Annotated in this window: 17 protein-coding genes; 8 read left to right on the top strand and 9 right to left on the bottom strand. The window is 72.3% G+C overall.

Going from position 1 to position 18,339, the window contains the following annotated elements:
- Window positions 1-32 precede the first annotated feature (32 nt).
- The 3 genes from xylA to C5N14_RS23650 all read left to right on the top strand — a co-directional run bounded on the left by xylA (window position 33) and on the right by C5N14_RS23650 (window position 4,193).
- Window positions 33-1,220: a xylose isomerase gene (gene xylA, locus C5N14_RS23640; RefSeq protein WP_117670767.1), complete on the top strand. Its 1,188-nt coding sequence runs from the start codon at window positions 33-35 to the stop codon at window positions 1,218-1,220.
- A gap of 10 nt (window positions 1,221-1,230) precedes the next feature.
- The gene (gene xylB / locus C5N14_RS23645; protein ID WP_117670769.1) at window positions 1,231-2,688 is read left to right on the top strand and encodes a xylulokinase; all 1,458 of its coding nucleotides are present in this window, start codon (window positions 1,231-1,233) and stop codon (window positions 2,686-2,688) included.
- A gap of 89 nt (window positions 2,689-2,777) precedes the next feature.
- Window positions 2,778-4,193: an MFS transporter gene (locus C5N14_RS23650; protein WP_165878207.1), complete on the top strand. Its 1,416-nt coding sequence runs from the start codon at window positions 2,778-2,780 to the stop codon at window positions 4,191-4,193.
- 252 nt (window positions 4,194-4,445) lie between these two features.
- Here C5N14_RS23650 and C5N14_RS23655 read toward each other — a convergent pair whose 3' ends face one another.
- From C5N14_RS23655 to C5N14_RS23675, 5 genes are all read right to left on the bottom strand, one after another.
- Window positions 4,446-6,122 carry a glycoside hydrolase family 13 protein gene (locus tag C5N14_RS23655; protein WP_117670970.1) on the bottom strand — a complete coding sequence of 559 codons (1,677 nt, stop codon included), beginning with the start codon at window positions 6,120-6,122 and terminating at the stop codon, window positions 4,446-4,448.
- Window positions 6,123-6,218: 96 nt separating this feature from the next.
- The gene (locus C5N14_RS23660) at window positions 6,219-7,292 is read right to left on the bottom strand and encodes a LacI family DNA-binding transcriptional regulator (RefSeq protein ID WP_117670771.1); all 1,074 of its coding nucleotides are present in this window, start codon (window positions 7,290-7,292) and stop codon (window positions 6,219-6,221) included.
- A gap of 63 nt (window positions 7,293-7,355) precedes the next feature.
- Entirely contained in the window at window positions 7,356-8,321 is a 966-nt protein-coding gene (locus C5N14_RS23665) for a carbohydrate ABC transporter permease (RefSeq protein WP_117670773.1), read from the bottom strand.
- A 1-nt stretch (window position 8,322) separates the two neighbouring features.
- Window positions 8,323-9,372, bottom strand: a complete 1,050-nt coding sequence (locus tag C5N14_RS23670) for a carbohydrate ABC transporter permease (protein WP_117670774.1) — start codon at window positions 9,370-9,372, stop codon at window positions 8,323-8,325.
- Window positions 9,373-9,442: 70 nt separating this feature from the next.
- Entirely contained in the window at window positions 9,443-10,789 is a 1,347-nt protein-coding gene (locus tag C5N14_RS23675) for an ABC transporter substrate-binding protein (RefSeq protein ID WP_117670776.1), read from the bottom strand.
- A 260-nt stretch (window positions 10,790-11,049) separates the two neighbouring features.
- Here C5N14_RS23675 and C5N14_RS23680 point away from each other — a divergent pair, with 260 nt between their 5' ends.
- Window positions 11,050-11,823, top strand: coding sequence for a M23 family metallopeptidase (locus C5N14_RS23680; protein WP_117670778.1), 774 nt, complete (start codon window positions 11,050-11,052; stop codon window positions 11,821-11,823).
- 168 nt (window positions 11,824-11,991) lie between these two features.
- Here the strand turns inward: C5N14_RS23680 and C5N14_RS32355 are convergent, their stop codons facing one another.
- Genes C5N14_RS32355 through C5N14_RS23695 form a run of 4 tightly spaced genes read right to left on the bottom strand, consistent with a single transcriptional unit; the run spans window position 11,992 to window position 14,009 of the window.
- A complete protein-coding gene (locus C5N14_RS32355) occupies window positions 11,992-12,135 on the bottom strand; it encodes a GPGG-motif small membrane protein (RefSeq protein WP_018786997.1) in 144 nt (47 codons plus the stop codon).
- The gene (locus C5N14_RS23685; protein ID WP_117670780.1) at window positions 12,126-12,899 is read right to left on the bottom strand and encodes a metallophosphoesterase; all 774 of its coding nucleotides are present in this window, start codon (window positions 12,897-12,899) and stop codon (window positions 12,126-12,128) included. Before C5N14_RS23685 ends, C5N14_RS32355 begins: the two co-directional genes overlap by 10 nt.
- Window positions 12,900-12,912: 13 nt before the next feature.
- A complete protein-coding gene (locus tag C5N14_RS23690) occupies window positions 12,913-13,209 on the bottom strand; it encodes a hypothetical protein (RefSeq protein ID WP_117670782.1) in 297 nt (98 codons plus the stop codon).
- On the bottom strand, window positions 13,206-14,009 hold the full coding sequence (locus C5N14_RS23695) for a nucleotidyltransferase family protein (RefSeq protein ID WP_323136156.1): 804 nt from the start codon (window positions 14,007-14,009) through the stop codon (window positions 13,206-13,208). Before C5N14_RS23695 ends, C5N14_RS23690 begins: the two co-directional genes overlap by 4 nt.
- Here C5N14_RS23695 and C5N14_RS23700 point away from each other — a divergent pair.
- The 4 genes from C5N14_RS23700 (at window position 13,945) to C5N14_RS23715 (ending at window position 18,268) form a co-directional block, all read left to right on the top strand.
- Window positions 13,945-14,694 carry a dTMP kinase gene (locus C5N14_RS23700; RefSeq protein ID WP_243639978.1) on the top strand — a complete coding sequence of 250 codons (750 nt, stop codon included), beginning with the start codon at window positions 13,945-13,947 and terminating at the stop codon, window positions 14,692-14,694. The genes C5N14_RS23695 and C5N14_RS23700 overlap by 65 nt on opposite strands.
- Window positions 14,695-14,962: 268 nt before the next feature.
- Entirely contained in the window at window positions 14,963-15,877 is a 915-nt protein-coding gene (locus C5N14_RS23705) for a MurR/RpiR family transcriptional regulator (protein WP_117670786.1), read from the top strand.
- Window positions 15,874-16,827: an N-acetylmuramic acid 6-phosphate etherase gene (locus C5N14_RS23710; RefSeq protein ID WP_117670788.1), complete on the top strand. Its 954-nt coding sequence runs from the start codon at window positions 15,874-15,876 to the stop codon at window positions 16,825-16,827. Before C5N14_RS23705 ends, C5N14_RS23710 begins: the two co-directional genes overlap by 4 nt.
- Window positions 16,828-17,278: 451 nt before the next feature.
- Entirely contained in the window at window positions 17,279-18,268 is a 990-nt protein-coding gene (locus C5N14_RS23715) for an RNA polymerase sigma factor RpoD/SigA (RefSeq protein WP_207892852.1), read from the top strand.
- The last annotated feature ends 71 nt before the right edge of the window (window positions 18,269-18,339 follow it).

Genomic DNA, 18,339 nt, shown 5'->3' on the forward strand with positions numbered 1-18,339 from the left:
ACCACTGAACAAATAGCTATCGGAGGTCTGCCATGGCGCCCCGTCCCACCCCCGCCGACAAGTTCTCCTTCGGCCTCTGGACGGTGGGCTGGCAGGCCCGCGACCCGTTCGGCGACGCCACCCGCCCGGAGCTGGACGCCGTCGAGGCGGTGCACAAGCTCGCCGAGCTGGGTGCGTACGGGATCACCTTCCACGACGACGACCTGATCCCCTTCGGCGCGGACGCCGCCACCCGCGACGGCCGCATCAGCCGGTTCCGCACGGCGCTCGACGAGACCGGACTGGTCGTCCCGATGGTCACCACCAACCTCTTCACCCACCCGGTGTTCAAGGACGGCGGCTTCACCAGCAACGACCGCGACGTGCGGCGGTACGCGCTACGCAAGGTGCTGCGCAACGTCGACCTCGCCGCCGAGCTGGGCGCCCGCACCTTCGTCATGTGGGGCGGCCGGGAGGGCGCCGAGTACGACCTGGCCAAGGACATCCGTTCCGCGCTGGACCGCTACCGCGAGGCTGTCGACGTGCTCTGCCAGTACGTCGTCGACCGGGGATACGACCTGCGCTTCGCCATCGAGCCGAAGCCGAACGAGCCGCGCGGCGACATCCTGCTGCCGACCATCGGGCACGCGCTGGCGTTCATCTCCACCCTGGCCCGCCCGGACCTGGTCGGCCTCAACCCCGAGGTCGGCCACGAGCAGATGGCCGGGCTGAACTACGCCCACGGCATCGCCCAGGCGCTCTGGCAGGGCAAGCTGTTCCACCTCGACCTCAACGGCCAGCGCGGCATCAAGTACGACCAGGACCTGGTCTTCGGCCACGGCGACCTGCTCAACGCGTTCGCCCTGGTCGACCTGCTGGAGCACGGCGGCCCGGACGGCGGGCCGGCCTACGACGGCCCCCGGCACTTCGACTACAAGCCCTCCCGCACCGAGGACTTCACCGGGGTGTGGGCCTCGGCTGAGGCGAACATGCGTACCTACCTGCTGCTCAAGGAGCGGGCCGTGGCGTTCCGGGCCGACCCGGAGGTGGCCGAGGCGTTGGCCGCCAGCCGGGTCACCGAACTGGCCGCCCCGACCCTCGCCCCCGGCGAGGGCTACGCCGACCTGCTCGCCGACCGCGCCGCGTTCGAGGAGTTCGACGTGGACGCCGCCGCCGCGAAGGGCTTCGGCTTCGTCCGGCTGAACCAGCTCGCCGTCGAGCACCTGCTCGGCGCCCGCTGAGGCCGCCGCCATGCCCCTGGTCGCCGGGTTCGACTCGTCCACCCAGTCCTGCAAGCTGGTGATCCGCGACGCGGAGACCGGTGCGCTGGTCCGCGAGGGCCGCGCCCGGCACCCCGACGGCACCGAGGTCGACCCCGCGGCCTGGTGGCAGGCCCTGGGTACGGCGGTCGAGGCGGCCGGCGGGCTGGCCGACGTGGCCGCGGTCTCGGTCGCCGGTCAGCAGCACGGCATGGTCTGCCTCGACGAGGCGGGCCGGGTGGTGCGGCCCGCGCTGCTGTGGAACGACACCCGGTCGGCCGGGGCCGCCGCCGAGCTGATCGAGGAGGCCGGCGGTGGCGAGGCCGGCCGCCGGTTCTGGGCCGACGCGGTGGGGCTGGTCCCGGTGGCCAGCTTCACCGCCACCAAGCTGCGCTGGCTGGCCCGGCACGAGCCGGCCAACGCCGACCGGGTGACCGCCGTCTGCCTGCCGCACGACTGGCTGACCTGGCGGCTGGCCGGCGCGCCGGGCCTGGCCGCCCTGCGCACCGACCGCAGTGACGCCAGCGGCACCGGCTACTGGTCCCCGGCCACCGGCCGGTACCGCCCCGACCTGCTGGAGCGCGCCTTCGGCCGCCGGCTGACGGTCCCCGTCGTGCTCGGCCCGACCGAGGCCGCCGGCACCCTGGACCCGGCAGCCCTGGCCGGCCTGCCGTCCGGGGCCGGCCCGGCCACCGGCGAAGCGCCGCTCGGACCGGGGGCCGGGGACAACGCCGCCGCCGCGCTCGGCGTCGGCGCCCGCCCCGGCGACGTGGTCGTCTCCATCGGCACCTCCGGCACCGTGTTCAGCGTCGCCGACGCCCCGGCCGCCGACCCCAGCGGCGCCGTCGCCGGGTTCGCCGACGCCACCGGCCGGTACCTGCCGCTGGTCTGCACGCTCAACGCGGCCCGGGTGCTCGACGCCGCCGCCGGCCTGCTCCGGGTCGGCCTGGACGAGCTGTCCGACCTGGCGCTGTCCGCGCCGGCCGGCGCGGACGGGCTGGTCATGGTGCCCTACCTGGAGGGGGAGCGGACTCCGGACCGGCCGTCGGCCACCGGCGCGGTGCACGGGCTGACCCTGCGCACCTCGACCCCCGCCCACCTGGCCCGGGCGGCGGTCGAGGGGATGCTCTGCGCGCTCGCCGACGGCCTCGACGCGCTGGTCGCCCAGGGCGCCCGGGTCGACCGGGTGATCCTGGTCGGCGGCGGAGCCCGGTCGGCGGCGGTGCGCCGGATCGCGCCGCAGGTCTTCGGCCGGCCGGTCGTCGTCCCGCCACCCGGGGAGTACGTCGCCGACGGTTCGGCCCGCCAGGCGGCCTGGCTCGCCCTGGGCGGCGACGCCCCGCCCGACTGGTCCCCGGCCGGCGCCGAGGAGCACTCCGCCGCGCCCGTCCCCGCCGTCCGCGAGCGCTACGCCGCCGCCCGTGACCGGGTGCTCGACCGCCCCGCCTGATCCGCCCGAGCCGATCCACGGGGAGGCCGCCGCCACCGCGCACCGGGCGGCGGTTTCCCCTTGATCGGCCGACGGGGCATGCTGGGGCGGTGAGCGGTCGGGTGGTGCGGCGACGGGGCGGCGGGGCGGCGCACCGGACGTACAGCGTCCTGGTGTTCGTGCTGCTCGCCTCGCTGGACAACGTGGCGATCGGCCTCGTCCCGCCGCTGTACGGGCCGATCTCGGGGGCGCTCGGCGTGTCCCAGCGGCTGCTCGGGCTGGTCACCGCAGTCAGCTTCCTGGTCAGCGCGGTCGCCGCCGTCGGCTGGGCGTACGTCGGCGACCGGACCGACCGCAAGCCGCTGCTGATGGTCGGCACCCTGATCTGGGCGGCCGGCACCGGCGGCAGCGCGCTGGCCCAGAACTACCCGGCGTTCCTGGCGGCCCAACTCGTCGCGGCGGTCGGCCTCGGCGCGGTCGGCTCGGTCGGCTTCTCCGTGGTGACCGACCTGATCTCGCCGCGCCGACGCGGGCTGGTGATGAGCTTCTGGGGACTGTCCCAGGGCGTCGGCACCCTGGCCGGGACGCTCGCCGGCGGGCTGCTCGGCGCCACCGACTGGCGGCGGCCGTTCTGGCTGCTCACCGTCGTCGGGCTGGCCGCGACCTGCGCGTACCTGTTCACGTACGACATCCGGCGCGGGCAGAGCGAGCCGGAGTTGGCCGAGGCGCTCGCCGCCGGCGCGGAGTACGACTACCGGATCACCCGGGCCGACCTGCCCCGCATCCTGGCCCGCCGGACCAACCGATGGCTGGTCCTACAGGGGCTGACCGCGCAGGCCGCGTTCGGGTCGCTGGTCTGGCTGCCCGTGCTGTTCGCCCAGCGGGCCGAGGCCCAGGGTTACTCGGCGGCCACCGCCGTGGTGGTGGGCAGCGTCTTCGCCACCCTGTTCCAGCTCGGCGGGGTGCTGTCCATCGTCGGGGGCCTCGTCGGCGACGCGCTCCAGCGGCGTACCCCCCGGGGCCGGGCCATGGTCGCGGCCGTCGGCGTCCTCGCCGCCCTGCCGTTCTACCTGGTGCTGTTCTTCGTGCCGATCCGCATCGACGTGCCCGACGGCGGCAGCGCCGGGGCGGTGGTCGGCGCGGTGCTGGCCAGCGTCGTCACCGAGCCGACCGTCGGGCTGAGCCTGCTCACCGCCGTCGTCGCGCTGGCGCTCACCTCGGCGAACTCGCCGAACTGGTTCGCCCTGATCGCCGACGTCAACCCGCCCGAGCACCGGGGCACGGTCTACAGTCTCGGCAACCTGGTCAACGGGGTCGGCCGGGCGGCCGGCAACGGCCTGGTCGGGGTGGCCTTCCACGGGCTGCGGGCGGCCTTCCCGCCGCCGCTGAACTACGCCGTGGGGCTGGCCGCGTTCCAACTCTTCTTCATCCCGACCGGGATCATGTACTGGCTCGCCTCCCGCACCTCGCCCCGGGACATCGACGCCGTCCGTGACCTGCTGCACACCCGCGCCGAACGCCTGTAGCGCCCGGTCCCCGGCGGGCGGTGGACCGCTGCGGCCTCGGTCTGGGACGTCGTGAGCCCTGTGGAGCTGATGTCGCAGACGACTCACGCCGCCGCCCCGGAGCACCGACCGGGAAGCGTGGCGGCGGGCCGACGGCTGGCGGGCGGCTCCGCCCGCTGAGTCGTTCACGACATCAGCTCCACAGGCCGCGCATGCCAGTACCCCGGCCCCGAGGCTGCCCACCCGACCCAGGTGTCTGACCAGGTGTCCTGATCAGGCGGCGCGGAACCAGACCGTCACGTCGGTCGGCACCGCGCCGTCGTCGTCCAGTGGGGCGCTGGCGTGCAGCACCTCGGCGCCGGCCGGCAGCGTCGCCGCCGCGTCGCCGAAGTTCGTCAGCACGCTCACCCCGCCGTTGCGGAAGGCCAGCACCTCGTCGCCCGAGGACAGCCAGAACAGGGTGCCCCGGCCCAGCCCGTGCTCGCGGCGCAGCCGCAGTGCGGTCCGGTACAACTCGTACGTCGAGCCGGGCACCCCGCGCTGCCGGTCCAGGGCGTACTCGGCCCACAGCGGCGGCTGCGGCAGCCAGCTCGCGTCGGTCGGCCCGAAGCCGTACGACGGGGCGTCTGCCTCCCACGGGATCGGCACCCGGCAGCCGTCGCGGCCCCGCTCGGTGTGCCCGCTGCGCTCCCAGGTCGGGTCCTGCCGGGCCTCGTCGGGCAGCGTCATGTGCTCCGGCAGCCCCAGCTCCTCGCCCTGGAACAGGTACGCGGAGCCGGGCAGGGCCAGCATCAGCAGGCTGGCCGCACGGGCCCGGCGCAGGCCCAGCGCGGCGTCCGGCTGCGGGTCGCCGATGCCGATGCCGTTCGGCTTGGGGGTGCCGACGGGCAGGCCGAGCCGGGAGGCGTGCCGCACGACGTCGTGGTTGGACAGCACCCAGGTGGTGGGGGCGCCCACCTTGTCGGTTGCCTCCAGCGAGCGGGTGACCACGGCGTACTGGGCGGGGGCGGTCCAGGCGGCGAGCAGGTACTCGAAGTTGAACGCCTGGTGCATCTCGTCGGGCCGCACGTACCGGGCCAGCCGCTCGGCCGGCTCCACCCACGCCTCGGCGACCAGGATCCGCCCCCCGGGGTACTCGTCGAGCAGGCGCCGCCAGTCCCGGTAGATCTCGTGCACGCCGTCCTGGTCCCACATCGGCGGGCGCGGCTTGTCGACCTCGTTGCCGGACAGGATCTCCTGCGGCTCCCGCCAGTCCGCCAGGTCGGCCTGCTTGACCAGCCCGTGCGCCACGTCGACCCGGAAGCCGTCCACCCCACGGTCCAGCCAGAACCGCAGCACGTCCAGGAACTCGGCGTGAACCTCCGGGTTGTCCCAGTTGAGGTCGGGCTGGCCCGGGTCGAACAGGTGCAGGTACCACTGGCCGGGGCGGCCGTCCGGCCCGGCGACCCGGGTCCAGGCAGGGCCGCCGAACACGCTGCGCCAGTCGTTCGGCGGCTGGTCACCGTCGGGGCCGAGGCCGTCGCGGAAGACGTACCGGGCGCGCTCCGGGCTGCCGGGCGCGGCGGGCAGGGCCGCCTGGAACCAGCGGTGCGCCGACGAGGTGTGGTTGGGCACCAGGTCGACGATCACCCGCAGGCCACGGGCGTGGGCCTCGGCGATCAGCCGGTCGGCGTCGGCGAGCCGGCCGAAGAGCGGGTCCACGTCCCGGTAGTCGGCCACGTCGTAGCCGGCGTCCGCCTGGGGCGAGGGGTAGAACGGCGACAGCCAGATCGCGTCCACCCCCAGCTCCGTCAGGTGGTCGAGGCGGGCGGTGATGCCCGGCAGGTCGCCGATCCCGTCGCCGTCCGAGTCGGCGAACGAGCGCGGGTAGATCTGGTAGATGGCGGCCTCGGTCCACCAACCGGTGGCCGGGCCGGCGGACGGTGCCTGCTGGGTCGCGTTGGTGTTCAGGGCCTTCTCCCGTATGTCGATGCCGTCGCCGGTCATGTTCCCGCCCGGTCATGTTCCCGCCCGGTCAATTCCCGCTCGGCGGGCGGGCGAATCCGTTCAGTCTGCCCGGGGCGGGCCGGTCGAATCCCGCACGACGAGTCGAGTGGGCAGGATCACCGGCCCGGACGCGGGGTCGCCCGGCTGCGGGCCGTGCGGGCCCGGCACGACCCGGCGGGCCGGCGCGGGCAGGGCCCGGCCGCCGAGCGGGTCGAGCAGGATGCGGGCAGCCAGCCGGCCCTGCTCCGCCGCCGGCTGGACCATCGTGGACAGTCCGAGCACCCCGGACAGGTCGTGGTTGTCGATGCCGATGATGCTGACGTCCTGCGGCACCCGCAGCCCGGCGTCGCGCAGTGCGCTGATCGCGCCCATCGCCATCTCGTCGCAGGCGGCGAAGATCGCCGTCGGCGGTTCGCCCCGGGCGAGCAATTCGGCGGTGGCCAGGTTGCCGCCGTCGACGGTGAACTGCGACTCGATGTCCAGGCTCGGGTCGGGGTCGATGCCGGCGGCCCGCAGCGCCTCGTGGTAGCCCCGGCGGCGGTCCAGGTGGGTGGTGAAGGCCAGCTCGTCGTCGGGGTCGCCGGAGATGTGGGCGATCCGGCGGTGGCCCAGGTCGAGCAGGTGCTGGGTGGCGGTCCGCGCCGCGGCCACGTCGTCGATGCGTACGCAGGGCCAGCCGGGCACCTCGCTGCCGGAGCTGATGGTCACCCCGGGCAGGCCCAGTGCGGCCAGTGCGGCCAGCTCGGCCGGGCGCAGCGGGGTGGCGACCAGCATGACCGCGTCCACCCGCTTGTGCAGGTTCGCGGTGCGCAGCACCCGCTGCCGGGTGCGTTCCCGGCCGCCCAGGTTGTAGAGCAGCAGGTCGTAGCCGGCCTGTTGCAGGGTCTCCTCGACGGCCTCGACCACGGTGCCGAAGAACCAGCGGGTGATCCGGGGGACCACCACCGCGACGGTGGCGGTCCGGCCGCCGGCCAGCCGCGACGCGTTCGGTGAGACCGCGTACTGGAGCTTTTCGGCGGCGGCGAGCACTCGGCGGCGGGTGGCCGCGGAGACGGTCGGGAGGCCGCGCAGCGCGCGGGAGACGGTGGCGGTGGAGACACCGGCCAGCCGGGCGACATCATCGATCTTCGTCACGGTTACCCCGCTCTGGTGCCCCGACCGCCGCCGCCCGGTGACGGGCGGCGGCGGTCGTCCGGGTCAGCCCTTGACGCTGCCGGCGAGCAGGCCACGCACGAAGTATCGCTGGAGCGACAGGAACACGATCAGCGGTACGACCATCGAGACGAACGCGCCGGCGGTCAACCGCTGCCACTCGTTGCCCCGGGTGCCGGCCATCTCGGCCAGCCGGACGGTGAGCGGTGCGGTCTCGTTGCTGCCCCCGGCGAAGATCAGCGCGACCAGCAGGTCGTTCCAGACCCAGAGGAACTGGAAGATGCCGAAGGCCGCGATGGCCGGGGTGATCAGCGGCAGGACGATGGTGCGGAAGATCTTGGGGTGGGTGGCCCCGTCGACCCGGGCCGCCTCCATCAGATCCTTGGGTAGCTGCGAGATGAAGTTGTGCAGCAGGAAGACGGCGAACGGGAGCGCGAAACAGGTGTGCGCGAACCACACCTGCGCGAACTTCTGCTCGTCGACCAGGTCCCAGGCGGGCATGATGGTGATCCCGCCCAGGCTGACCCCGGTGGAGAAGAACTTCAGCAGCGGCACCAGGGCCATCTGTAGCGGGACGATCTGCAACGCGAAGATCGCGATGTACATCCAGTCCCGGCCCTTGAAGTTGATCCAGGCCAGCGCGTACGCGGCGAGCGACGCGAACGCGAGCGGGAACAGCACCGACGGGATGGTGATCGCCAGCGAGTTGATGAAGTAGCCGGCGAGCTGCCCGGACGACGACGAGCCGCCGAACAGCACCTCCTGGTAGTTGTCCAGGGTGAACTGCGGGTCGCTGAAGAACGTCCACCAGCCGGTGGACTTGATCTGGTCCTCCGGGCGGACCGAGGAGACGAGCAGCCCGAAGGTCGGGATCGTCCAGAGCACCGCGATGACGATCGAGATCAGGGTCGCGATGCGGGTGTTCAACCGCTTGCGCACCCGACCGGCGGTCGTGGAGGTCTTCCCGGTGGCCTGGGCCCCGGCGGGGAGCGTGGGCGTTGCGGTGGTCATCTCAGCCCTCCCGCTGCTGACGCAGGTTGCGGATCTGGTAGATCACGAGCGGGATCACCAGGACGAACAGGAAGACCGCCAGCGCCGAGCCCTGCCCGTTCTGGCCGTACCGGAACGCCTGGTTGTACATCTCGTTCGCGATGACGCTGGTGTCGTAGTTGCCGTTGGTGGCGGTCCGGACGATGTCGAAGACCTTGAGCGTGGCGATCGACAGCGTCACCACCACGACGATCAGCGCCGGGCGGATGCTCGGCATGGTGATCTGCCAGAACATCTGCCACGGGGTGACCCCGTCCAGCCGGGCGGCCTCGACGATGTCGGCCGGGATGGCCTTGATCGCGGCGGAGAGCACCACCATGGCGAAACCGGCCTGGATCCAGACCATGATCACGATCAGCAGCAGGGTGTTCAGCGGCGAGTCCAGCAGCCACTGCTTCGGCTCGCCGCCGAAGCTCGCCACGATCTGGTTGAGCAGACCGATCTGCTCCTGCCCGTCGCCGCGGTAGGCGTAGACGAACTTCCAGATGATCGCGGCACCGACGAACGAGATCGCCATCGGCATGAAGATCAGCGACTTGGCCACCGACTCGAACCGGGCCTTGTCCACCATCACGGCGTAGAGCAGCCCGAACGCGGTGGCCACGAGCGGCACCAGCAGCACCCAGACGAGCGTGTTGATCAGCACCCGGACGATCGAGTCCTCGGAGAACATCCAGGTGTAGTTGCGCAGGCCCACCCAGTTCTGGCTGCCGCCGTCCATGAACGACAGCAGCGTGGTGCGGATGGCCGGGACGACCAGGCCGATCAGGAGCAGCAGTACCGCAGGCAGCAGGAAGAAGAACGCGAACATGCCCTCGCGCTGCTTCGGGCGCCGGGGCAGCGGAGCCCCGCTCGCCGAGGCGGCGACCAGCTGCGCCTCGCGGCGTCGGGCGAACCAGGACGGCACGGCGTCGAGGAGCACCAGCAGGCCCCCGACGACCGCGACGAACGCGATCAGCCCGTACATCAGCATGAGGAGCTTCGGCTGCTCTTCGGCGAAGTCGAACTCCATCAACCCTCCTTAGGGTCTCGGCTCGGGCGGTGGGCCGGCCCGCTCACGCGGACCGGCCCACCGCCGGGGATCACTTCGGCCAGCTACTCTCGATGCCCTTGAGTACCGTGGCGGTGTCCTTGCCGTTGATCCACTCGACCATGCCCTTCCAGAAGGTCCCGGCGCCGACGGCGGCCGGCATCAGGTCGGACCCGTCGAAGCGGAAGACGGTCTTCTGGTCCTGGAGGATCTGGACGGACAGCTTGTCGACCGGGTTCGGCACGTTGGCCAGTTCGAGCTTGTTGTTGGCCGACACCCAGTCACCGATCTTGGCGCGGCTGTTCGCGTACTCGCCGGAGGCCAGGTAGGTCTGCACCGCCTGGACCTCGGGGCGGTCGGCGAAGGCAGCGACGAACTCGCCGCCGCCGAGGACCGGCTTGCCCTTGGCCGGGTCGATCGCCGGGAAGTAGAACGCGAAGACGTCGCCGTCCTCGGCGACCTTGGTGCCCTTGGGCCACTGGTTGGCGTAGAAGGACGCCTGCCGGTGCAGGGCGCACTTGCCGGTGGTGATCGGGGTGCCCGCCTCCTGGAAGGAGGTGGTGGCGATGCTCTTCACGCCGCCGAAGCCGCCGTTGACGTACTTCTCGTTCTTGAGGATGGTGCCGGCCTTGTCGAGGGCCTCGGCGACCTTCGGGTCGTTGAACGGGATGCCGTGGGTGGTCCACTGGTCGTAGACCTCGGGGGTCTGCGTCCGCAGCATCATGTCTTCGATCCAGTCGGTGGCCGGCCAGCCGGTGGCGTCACCGGACTCGATGCCGGCGCACCACGGCTTGGTGCCGCTCGTCGCGATCTGGTCGCTGAGCTTGGTCAGCTCGTCCCAGGTGGTGGGGACGGTCCAACCCTTCTCCTTGAACGTCTTCGGCGAGTACCACACGAAGGACTTGACGTTCGAGCCGAGCGGGGCGCCGTAGAACTGGCTGTTCACGGTGCTGTACTTCAGCCAGTCGGCCGAGTAGTTCTGCTCGGCCATCGCCTTGGTGTCGGCGCCGGCCGGCTTGAGCTTGCCGGAGTCGGCGAACCGCTTGAGCAGACCGGGCTGCGGGATGAACGCCAGGTCCGGCGCGTTGCCGCCGTCGACCCGGACGCCGAGCTGGGCCTCGAACTCGCCGCTGCCCTCGTGGTCGATCTTGATGCCGGTGCAGTCCTCGAACTGCTTCCAGGACTGCTCCAGGCGGTCGGCCTCGATGTCCCGGATCGACGAGTAGATCGTGACCTTCTTGCCGTCCTGGCCGGAGTACTTCTCGTATGCCGCGCACTCAGCGGAGCCCGCGTTGCCGCTCTTCTTGTCGTTGCCGGTGCCACAGGCAGTGACGCTGAGCGCCAGCCCCAGTACGCCGGCGACCGCGAGAGCCTGGCGTGGTCTGGCAGAGACCGCCATGCCGTTCTCCTTCCTTGCCGGCGCGGTCGTGCTCGACGCGGCGCCGGTCCGATGGGCGTCACCACATGTAAGCGCTTGCATAGAAGTGAGTCCAGCCCCATCCGGACACGGACGAGTAACAATCCCGAAACCAGCTCACCCCTAGTGGGCGCGCTCCCACCGATAGGGGTTTCGGGCTGCGTGACGGCCCTTTCCGTGCGTGGAGGTTTCTGTCACGCTGAAGGCAATCGATTGAAGGATGTCAACATTGGAGGTGCTAGATGCGTAAGCGGTGGTTCAGCCTCGCGGCGGCCGGCGTGCTGGTCGCGGCGACCCTCGTGCCGGCGGCCCCGGCCATGGCCGCGCCGACCTTCAAGGTGCCGTTCCCCTGTGGTCAGTCCTGGTCCGGCCAGACCCGGTCCGACCACAGCCCGGCCTACGCGGTCGACTTCAACCGCACCGACGACCTCGGCGACGCGGTGGTGGCCAGCGCTCCCGGCACCGTCGACCGGGTGACCGACCTCGGCGGCACCAGCTACGGCAAGTACGTCCGGATCGACCACGGCGGCGGATACACCACCTACTACGCCCACCTCAACGGCTTCAACGTCTCGGTCGGCCAGAGCGTCGGCTACGGCAAGGTGATCGGCTGGGTGGGCAGCACCGGCGGCTCCACCGGGCCGCACCTGCACTACGAGCAGCGGCTCAACGGCAACGACATCCAGGTCCGGTTCAACGGCACGCTGGCGCTGTACTGGGGCACGAAGACCTACACCAGCAACAACAACTGCTCCTCGGGCACCGGCTCCGGCACGGTGAACACCGCCGGCAGTCCGCTGACCGTCCGCTCCGGCCCGGGCACCGGCTACAGCTCGGTCGGCACCGTCGCCGACGGGGCGAAGGTGACGATCCAGTGCCAGACCAGCGGCACCACGGTCACCGGCACGTACGGCACCAGCTCGATCTGGGACCGGATCGGCAGCGGCCGGTTCATCGCCGACGCCTACGTCTACACCGGCTACGACGGCTACATCCCGAACGTCCCGCGCTGCTGAGGCGCGAAAGTCGGTAAGGGCCCCTCTGCCACGCCCTACCTGGCACAGGGGCCCTTCGCCGGACGGCAGGACGCCGGGGTCGCCCTGCCCGGAGGGCTCCTGTCTGGGAGGACGGAACTCCGGTCACGACGACCCCGGCGGGTCGGCGGTGGATACGGAAGTCAGGGGTCAACTGAAGATGCTGACACCACCCGGGCCGACCAACAGCCCGACCACGATGAGGACGATGCCCCACAGGATCTGCCGGCGGAATAGCGCCAGGATGCCGGCGACCACGAGAACGACTGCGAGAATCCAGAGAATCAGCTCCATGACTGCCGAATACCCGAGTGGCCGATCCGGGAAACCTGGCCAGCATCCAGATGATCTCCCACGTGGAAGATGCTGTAGGCCTGCTTGATCACCGGGTGGGCGACGTTTCGGACCCGGACCCCGCCCGGGGTGGTGCCCCGCTCGCTGCCGGCGTGCGCGTGCCCGTGCAGGGCCAGCGCGGTCGGCGCCGAGTCGATGGCCTGCCCGAGCTGGTACGACCCGAGGAACGGGTAGATCTCCAGCGGCTCGCCGGCCAGGGTGTCCGGCACGGGGGAGTAGTGGGTGAGCGCGACCAGCAGGTCGCAGTCCAGCCCCCGCAGCGCCGCGCCCAGCGCCTCCGCGCTCTCGTTCGTGGTCCGGACGAACGACTTCATCTCCGGCTCGCCGAAGTCACTGGCGCACCGGCCGGCGAAGCCGCCGCCGAAGCCCTTCACCCCGGCCACGCCGAGCCGCCCCGCGGCGAACTCCAGCACCATCCCCTCGCCCTCCAGCACCCGGATGCCCACGTCCTGGAGCACCTTGACCACCTGCGGCACCTGGTCGCACTGGTGGTCGTGGTTGCCGAGCACCGTCACCACCGGCACCCCCAGCCCGCCGAACTCGCGGGCCACGCAGCGCGCCTCGGCCTCGGTGCCGTGCCGGGTCAGGTCACCGGCGAGCAGCAGCACGTCGGCGCAGTCGGGCAGTTCGTCCAGGGCGGGCCGGAACCGGCCCACCACGTCCTCGTCCACGTGCACATCGCCCACGGCGGCGATCCGGATCACCTCTCGACCTCCCTCACGGCAACTCCTCGACTTCCGTGGGCGCCTGCGCGCGGATCACCCCGATGTCGCTGGTGACCGGCACGTCGGGGAAGCGCTCGGCCACCCGGCGCAGGATCTCCTCCCGCCGGTGCGGGCTCTCCACCTCGCCGTAGAGCATCAGCCCCCGCTCCCGGAGGACCACGGTGATTCCCTGCTCGGCGACGGCCGGGTCCTCGGCGAGCAGCCGCTGGATCTCGGCCTCCACGTACTCGTCGGGCGGGCCGGCGGCGACGGCGGGCGTCCCGGTGGCGCGGTCGCGGTGCGTGCTCACACGATCTCCTTCTCCTCGGTGGCGCCGGAGTACGGCACCACGTCCAGCCGGTCGAGCAGCACCAGGAACGCCTCGGCGTACGGGGAGTGCTGCGTCTCCTTGCGTACCCGTTCCCAGTCGATCTGTTCCCTCAGCGACCGGGCCAGCGGCAGCGCCCGGGCGAAGTCGCAGTAGTGCTGGGAGAAGCTGAGCAGCTTGTGCACCATCAGTTGGCTCGCCGACAGCACCGGCATGTGGATCGCGTCCACCGGCCGAACGATCGTGTCGGCGAAGGTCTCCCCGGTGACCGGGGTCTCGATCGGCCGGTGGATCAGGTCCACCATCCGGCCGGCGTCGTAGACCTTCACCAACCAGTCCTCGGGCGGGCGCTCGGCGGTGAAGCCCGCCTCGACGAGGGCCTCCAGGGCCCGGTCGACGTCCTGCCCGCGGATCAGGAAGTCGACGTCGTGGTCGCTGGAGTGCCCGCCGTGGGCGTACACCGCGAAGCTTCCGCCGAGGGCGAACGGGATCTCGGACTGCTTGAGCACGGCGGCGACCTTCTTCAGCGTGTGCACCAGGGTCTCGTCCCCGCGCTCGGCCATCTGGCTCTCCCGTCGGTCGTGAGGTGGACAGGCGGATTCGATTTGCGTACCCGGCACAGAGGTCGCCCACACCTGAGCCCGGCCCGACGGGGTGGCAACCGGATGTGAACGGACAAACCGCCAAGGTGAGCGCGGGTCCGATAATCTGGGCAGGGTGGCCAGATCACTGCGGGAGCGGCGCGGCAAGGCCCGACTGCGCGCCGTCGCCCTGATCGGCATCGACGGTTCGGGCAAGACCACTCAGGCCCACCACCTCGCCGAGGCGCTGACCGCCGCCGGACGCCCGGCGACCTACCACCGCAACGCCGGCGGGCGCCGCTGGCTCGGCCGCCTCGCCCACCGGCTCGGCCGCCCGGACGCCGAGCGGCTGGTCGGCCGGCGCGGCCTGCTCGCCGTCGAGTCCGTGCTGCGGTGGCTGGCGATCGCGGCGGCGCTGCTGAGCTGCGTGGCCACCGGCCGCACGGCGGTGATGGACCGCTACTCGGCCTGCCAGTACGCCAGCATCCGGGCGCACGGCGGGCAGCGCTGGGAGCGGTTGGCCCGCGCCGGGTACCGGGTGTTCCCGCCGCCGCAGGTCACCTTCCTGCTCGCCGTCGACCCGGCCGAGGCGTACCGGCGGATCGAGCGGCGCGGCACCGACCACGAGACCATGGGCTGGCTGACCGCCGCGGACACCGCGTACCGGACGTTGCCGGAGTTCCCGACCTTCGTGGTGGTCGACGCCGGTCGCCCGCCGGAGGAGGTGTCCCGGCAGATCCAGGCCCACCTCGCCGCCTGGCTGCCGGCCGAGCGGCCTGCGAAGGTCGGGGAGCCCGCACCGGCGGGCCCGGCGGTCGGGCCGGGCCGGGCCGACGCGGCCGACCAGGGGGTGGGCCGGCGGCTGGCGGCCCAGGCCCGCCCGTAGACCGACGCGCTCGCGCCGCTGGTGGCCGGCACCGTGTTGCGGCTCACCCCGGGCAGACACGCCGGCCGCCCCGGGGTCCGGCCCGCCGGCCCGTCCGGACGGCGGGACGCCGGCCCCGTCCGGCACGGCGGCCGGGCCTGCCGGGGGAGGTGCCGGACGCTGCGGAAATGGCAGTCTTTCGGCAACACTGATGAACGTCCGGAGTACTTTTTTCCCGATACGCGGGGACATGGTTGACGCTCACGCCTCATGAAAGTAAGTTTCATCCGTGGCGAAGAGTCCGAAGATTTCTGCGAGTCACGAGCCGGGTGGACTGATCGTCCATATCAGCGGCCTGCTCCCCTCGCTGTCGCCCGCCGAGCAGCGGGTGGCCCGGCTGGTGGTCGCCGATCCGGCGGACGCCGCCCGGCGCACCATCACCGACCTCGCCACCGCCGCCGAGACATCCGAGGCGACCGTGATCCGGTTCTGCCGCTCGGTGGGCATGGACGGCTATCCGCAGTTGCGGATCCGGCTCGCCGCCGAGGCGGCCCGCCGGGTCGAGCCTCCGGACGCCCGGGTGGTCGGCGGTGACATCCCGCCCGGCGCCGACCTGGCCCAGATCATCGCCACCATCGCGTTCAACGACGCGCGGGCCGTCGAGGAGACGGCCGAGCAGCTCGACCCGGCCGTCTGCGAGCAGGTCGTCGAGGCGATCGTGGGTGCCAGCCGGATCGAGGTCTACGGGGCGGGCGCCAGCGGCTTCGTCGCCTCCGACTTCCAGCAGAAGCTGCACCGCATCGGCCGGACGGCGTTCTCCTTCCCCGACGTGCACACCGCGCTCACCTCGGCCGCCCTGCTCGGCAAGGGCGACGTCGCGGTGGGCATCTCGCACACCGGCACCACCGCGGACGTGATCGAGGTGCTGGAGCAGGCCCGGTCCCGGGGCGCGGCGACGGTCGCGCTGACCAACTTCCCCCGCTCGCCGATCACCGACGTCGCCGACTTCGTGCTCACCACGGCGGCCCGGGAGACCACCTACCGCTCCGGCGCGATGGCCAGCCGGCTGGCGCAGCTCACCGTGGTCGACTGCCTCTTCGTGGGCGTGGCCGCCCGGAACCGGGCGCGGACCCGCAAGGCGCTGGAGGTCACCGCCGCGGCGGTGCAGACCCACCGGGTCGGGTCCGCGCGGAGGCGGGGGTGACCGCCGGTCGGGTCGAGCCCGACGAGGCGGCCCCGGCCCCGGCCCGCCCGGTGGTCCGGGTGGGCGCGCCGACCGAGCGGCGCAACCCGCTCAGCGTGGACCTCGACCTGATGTCCACCCGGGACGTGCTCACCGTGATCAACGACGCCGACCGCCGGGTGCCGGCCGCCGTCGCGGCGGTCCTCGACGAGATCGCCACCACCGTCGACCTCGCGGTCACCGCGCTGCGCGGCGGATACCGGGTGCACTACTTCGGCGCCGGCACCTCCGGTCGGCTCGGCGTGCTCGACGCCGCCGAACTGGCCCCCACCTTCAACTCGCCCCGGCACTGGTTCTGCGCCCATCTCGCCGGCGGCCCCGACGCGATCTGGCGGGCCGTCGAGGACGCCGAGGACGACCACCGGGGCGGGGCGGCCGAGGCCGCGGACTGCGTCGGTGCCGGTGACCTGGTCGTCGGGCTGGCCGCCAGCGGGCGCACCCCGTACGTTCTCGGGGCGCTCGCCGCGTCCCGGGCGCAGGGGGCGGCGACCGTGCTGCTCTGCGCCAACCCGGAGGCGGAGGCCGCCTCGTCGGTCGACGTCTTCATCGGCGTGGACTCCGGCCCGGAGGTGGTGACCGGGTCGACCCGGATGAAGGCGGGCACCGCGCAGAAGCTGGTGCTCAACACGTTCTCCACGGCCGTGATGGTCCGGCTGGGACGGGTCTACTCGAACCTCATGATCGACATGGTGGCCACCAACGCCAAGCTGCGCGGCCGGATGATCTCGATCCTGGTGGAGGCCACCGGCGGCGCCGAGGAGGCCTGCCGGCGGGCCCTGCACGAGGCCGACGGCGACCTGAAGACCGCCCTGGTGTCGCTGGTCTCCGGGGCCGAGGTGTCCGCCGCCCGGGCCGCCCTGGCCCGCTCCGCCCACCAGGTGCGCGGCGCCCTCGCCCTGCTCGCCTCCTGAGCTGCGGCTGCGCCGCCGGGCCGCGTCCCGGTGACGATGGTCACGATCCGGCCGGGGTGGGACTTCACACCCGCCCCGGATTGTTCAACCGGGGCGAGGGTATTCCGTGTCCGTGAATGAACCGACCGGTCCGCCGCCGCGTATCAGTCGGTGACCAGGATCGCAGCGTGGTGGTGACCCGGGTCGCTGCGCGCCCGGGGCCGACAGTGGTGCCATGCCTACGGGTGGCGGCGTCCGTCGATCCGCCGACCCCGTCCGTGGCGCCAACGGCGAGCCGCCCGACGGGGTGCTGACAGCAAACATGGACCGGGCTCTCAGCTACCACTCAGGCATTCGTGACACTTTCGACTCACGACATGGAATCCCCGACGCGTCTCGACTGTTGTGCAGGTGTCAGGTCAGCACCGGTGGGCACAGCGGAAGTTACGGGGGAGGGCTGATGGACGTGGGGATGGCAAGGAACCGGGCAACCGGCGCGAGCGAGGGGACCGTGGGCAACGTGGACAAGAACATCGGCATGCGAACCGACGAGGTGGCCGAGGAGCGCGACCTGGTCGGAGTCTACCTTCACGAGATCTCCCGGACGCCACTGCTGGACGCCGCCACGGAGGTCGATCTCTCCAAGGCGATCGAGGGCGGCCTCTACGCCGAGCACCTGCTCGACACCGACCGCGTTCCCGCCGGTGTCGACCGGGACGACCTGGAGCGCGTGGTCGCCGAGGGGGAGCGGGCGAAGGATCTCTTCATCCGCGCCAACCTGCGGCTGGTCGTCTCCATCGCCCGGCGCTACGTACGCTCGGGCATGCCCATGCTCGACCTGATCCAGGAGGGCAACACCGGCCTGGTCCGGGCGGTCGAGAAGTTCGACTACGAGCGGGGCTTCAAGTTCTCCACCTACGCGACCTGGTGGATCCGCCAGGCGATCAGCCGGGCCATCGCCCAGCAGGAGCGCACCGTGCGGCTGCCGGTGCACCTGGTCGAGGACGTCAACCGGATGCGCAACGTGGCCCGGCAGCTCACCCGCGAGCTGGGCAGCGACCCGGAGCCGGAGCAGATCGCCGCGTCCCTCGGCGTCACCGTCGAGCGGGTCAACGAGCTGGTCCGCTGGTCGCAGGACACCGTGTCGCTGGACACCCCGGTCGGCGACGACGGCGACACCAACCTCGGCGACCTGGTCGCCGACAGCGACGCCCCGTCGCCGGAGGACATCGTCCTCACCGGGCTGGAGCGGCAGCGCATCGAGGGTCTGCTCAACCACCTCGACGACCGGTCGGCCGGCATCATGCGGGCCCGCTACGGCCTGGAGGACGGGCGGGAGCACTCGCTGACCGAGGTCGCCTCGCGCTTCTCGCTCTCCCGGGAGCGGATCCGGCAGTTGGAGATCCAGGCCCTGGGCCGGCTGCGCGAGCTGGCCCGGGCGGAGGGGTTGCAGGCCGCCTGACCTGGTAACAATGACGGCGAACGGCCGGCGTCCGATAGGGGGACGCCGGCCGTTCGCCGTTCGTGTCGGGG

Source organism: Micromonospora sp. MW-13 (assembly GCF_003434305.1).
Taxonomy (GTDB): domain Bacteria; phylum Actinomycetota; class Actinomycetes; order Mycobacteriales; family Micromonosporaceae; genus Micromonospora.